Source organism: Streptococcus sinensis, from assembly GCF_000767835.1.
Taxonomy (GTDB): domain Bacteria; phylum Bacillota; class Bacilli; order Lactobacillales; family Streptococcaceae; genus Streptococcus; species Streptococcus sinensis.
The window spans coordinates 1-3,621 of sequence record NZ_JPEN01000095.1 but is presented as its reverse complement, the minus strand read 5'-3'; the positions used below and the strand labels follow the sequence as shown (position 1 = coordinate 3,621).

General features: G+C 35.4%; 3 protein-coding genes. 2 read left to right on the top strand and 1 reads right to left on the bottom strand.

What is annotated here, in order from left to right; genetic code table 11:
* Positions 1–393: 393 nt before the first annotated feature.
* Positions 394–588 carry a DUF3173 domain-containing protein gene (locus tag SSIN_RS08025; protein ID WP_037617741.1) on the top strand — a complete coding sequence of 65 codons (195 nt, stop codon included), beginning with the start codon at positions 394–396 and terminating at the stop codon, positions 586–588.
* Positions 588–1,826: a tyrosine-type recombinase/integrase gene (locus SSIN_RS08020; RefSeq protein WP_037617739.1), complete on the top strand. Its 1,239-nt coding sequence runs from the start codon at positions 588–590 to the stop codon at positions 1,824–1,826. The genes SSIN_RS08025 and SSIN_RS08020 overlap by 1 nt, the downstream gene beginning before the upstream one ends.
* A 180-nt stretch (positions 1,827–2,006) precedes the next feature.
* On the opposite strand, the gene SSIN_RS08015 is transcribed toward SSIN_RS08020, so the two are convergent.
* Positions 2,007–2,987: a DUF1002 domain-containing protein gene (locus tag SSIN_RS08015; protein ID WP_037617737.1), complete on the bottom strand. Its 981-nt coding sequence runs from the start codon at positions 2,985–2,987 to the stop codon at positions 2,007–2,009.
* Positions 2,988–3,621 lie beyond the last annotated feature (634 nt).

Below are 3,621 nucleotides of genomic sequence, written 5' to 3'. Positions count from 1 at the left end.
ATAAAAATAACACCCCAAATGTTAGATTTTTTCTGTCTAACTTTTGGGGTGCGGTTCAAAATCAAAAAAATAAAATTAGAAATCATGTTTTAAAAGAATTTCCTGATAAAGATTTAGATATCAATAAAAAATAACGCAAATTAAATAATAACTTTTTTATATTTATGGCTGTAAACCTTGATATAACAACGAACATATATTTATATGTAAACAGTTTGAGTTTAATATTTGAGAAAGGAAATAGATATGTGTAAATTTTTTAGAACAAAAAAAGAGCTTGTTTCTAAACTTTGGTCGGTGTCAGAAACAAACTCAAAATATACTAGTAATAATATCTATTACCTACTTCTATTATCGCAATAAAATATAGAAATTTCAAGAGGATTATTAATTATGAAACAAACAATGAACAAAGAAGATTTAATTAAAATGGGTTACAATCCCTATACTGCCATTTCAATTATTAGACAAGCTAAGCATATTATGGTACAAAAGGGGTATGCCTTTTATAATAATCGACGTTTAGGGCATGTCCCAACCGCTGCTGTTGAAGAAATTTTGGGTGTTTCACTTCACAAGGAGGAATAATGCCAAAAAATCAACAGAAAACTAAATTTCCTGGAGTCTATACAGACAAAGACGGTAAATTTTTTATTCAAACCGAATTTGGTAAAGATAGAGTTACGGGGAAACGTATACGAAAGAAATCAAGGTTTGATCAACACGGAAATCCATTTAATTCGGCTGCAGAAGCAAACAAGGAATTAAATCGGCTGAAATATGAATATCAACAATCTCAAGGTTATTCTAACTACCGGATGAAATATCGACAATTTATGGAAGAACATTATATTCCATATTATAGAACAACAGTTGAGCACAGCACATTTTCAGTTCGAGAGAAAAATCTTTTACAGCTTTGTGATCGTTTTGGTGACACTACACTTCGTTCGATTACACTCGAACAAGTCCAGATGTTTCGAACATGGTTACTGACTAGTCAAGATGAGGATGGTGCCGGATATTCACAAGGATATGCTAGCCTCATCTTTGGCATGTTTAGGAAATCATTGGACTATGCTTTGCAAATGGGATATGTGGAAAAAAACATTTCTAAGCAATCTAATGCAATTCCTAAAGGGAAAAGTAATGTCCCATATTGGACTAAGAGCGAATTTGAAGCTGTTATTTCACAAATTTACATTGAAGATGTATATGAACATTTAAACTTCGTGATGATTTGGGTATATTTCATGACTGGCGTACGTGTAAATGAAGGTTGTGCCCTTCAATGGAATGATGTTGACTTTGATAAGCAACGCCTACGAGTTCATCATATGCTTATTGTTAAAAACAAAAAAGAATGGACTCGTAATTCCCATACGAAAACTAAAGACGGAAAAAGGATGATTAGTTTAGATAAAGATACTATTGATGTGTTAAAAAAATGGCGTAAAGCTCAAAAAAAGATTGGACTAGGACACGAGAATGATTTTATCTTTTCATACGATGGCTTACCTATGTTGAAATCTACAATCTCAAGGATTATTAAAAGGTACGCCAAGATTGCTCACGTAAAGCCTATCCAAGCGAAAGGTCTCAGACACAGCCATGCATCACTGCTAATTAATGAATTAAATGCTCCTGTACTTATTCTATCAAAACGTTTAGGACACTCTTCTCCTGAAATCACCTTGAAACACTACTCGCATCTATGGGATGGCGCTGATGAAGTTATCACTAATGAAATGGTAGGAATTATTAATGTTTCTTTCCCATCTTCTAGCTTAGTACATTTCAACGGGAACCAATCAATTTCAAAATAACATTCCCACCAAAAACCCCACCAAAGAATTACTAACTCCTTAAAAAGCCTATTATATAGCGATTCTCAAGGAGTCTGCAACCGTTGAGTGGGAATAATAGATGTTCAAAAAGTCCAACTGGAATCTCAGTTGGACTTTTTAGATATGTTAGATTCTCTTGAATTAAAATTAAAGGCAAGCTTATTGACCAAGCAATCCTTTAAAGAAATTGACAATCGCATTCCAGATATTGCTGAAGAAATTACTGCCATCCTCAAGAAGTCCGTTCGCATCAAAATTAAGGTTGATATTATTGAAGGTATCACCGGCCTTCGAGACAATACTATTTTTTAAGTCGTTGAGTGTCTTTGTGAAATCAGCATTTGTGATGACTCCGCTGTTTGAAAGATTGACCGCGAAGTTGACAATCAGGTTGATTTGGTCACCTGTAACTGAGCTGCTGAGTCCGTAGTTTTTCAGCGTTTCTTCAACGATTTTTCGGACATCATCTTCTGTCAGATTGCTGTTATTCTTTTTAGCATTGGCAACGGCTGCTTTAATATCCGCCAGAGCCACATTTAGCTTATCTGCATCATAACCGTCCTTACCTTGGTTTTCGGCATTGATATTTGAAAGTGCGGCTAATTCTTCCTGAGCTAAGTCTTTATTTTCCTGAGGAACGGTTGCTCCATTTTCCTCCAGCGAATAGTAAATGCCGGCTAGAGCGCTTTCCCCAGTTACAGGGATAGGTGCTGCTACTGTAATTTCTGCATGCTGCACGCCTAGTGTAACGGCTGCATTACGATACATATCTTCTGTAACCTTGGTGATATTTTGCGGCGTAACAATCTTGACTTGCAATGGTTTCTTATTGCCTAATTTCTGGATTTTAACAGAAGAATACAGCTGTAAGCTAGAATCATTTGCTACATTCATAATTCTTGAATAGATGTCAGTGGTCATTGTTTTCAGTGGCTTAGAATCACTAGATGCATTATATCCCAATAGCTGTAACGTTTGTGCCTTCTGGCTCTCATCTAGGGAATAGCCCAAAACGTACTCGGGTTGCACATAGGTCTCGTCAATCACCTTTTGTACATTTGTGTCAGCCGTTGCTGTTGAAATGGTAAAGAGGGCAGCTACTAAAGCTCCTGCTGCCACTAATGTTTTCTTAAATTTCATTTTACTCCTCAATCTATCTCTAAAACACTCATCTTTTAGAGAAGTATATATAGTAATATCAGTCGAATTAGAATGGAAAGTCAAATCTGCATTTTCCATCCTGTAGAATAAAATAATATAAAATTCTTAAAATTTTCTTATAGGAAAAATATGCTAAGTCTTACGGATTAGTTGTCTCAGAGAAGTTCAATTAGTACTTCTCGATTATCATACAAGTGGTTATACAGAGCTAGAGAGCTATTAATCTGCCTTCTAGCAACATTTCGCATTGTCGATTAGAAGAAACTTGTAGGACAATCGGTCGGTCATACTATAGTCATATTTGCGGGCCAATCTAACCTCGCCAAGTCATTGATATGATTGACAATACTAACCTCTGCTTTTGCAGATAAGACAGATTTTCATCTTGTCTTACTCTAAAATATAAAAGTCNCCAAATCCGAAAAACATTTTATAACAAAAATCTATTGAGAGAACTCTCTAAAATTTAAAAAGCGAACCACATCTAGCGGAAAGAAATCCCTTGATGTGGTTCGATTTTTTTAGAGCTGCTTAAGTTCTGATTTCGAGTGCTTGCTTGTGTGAACTCTTATCAGGTCTAAGCTTTCTTCTTACCTAGGTAAAGGGCTCCGCC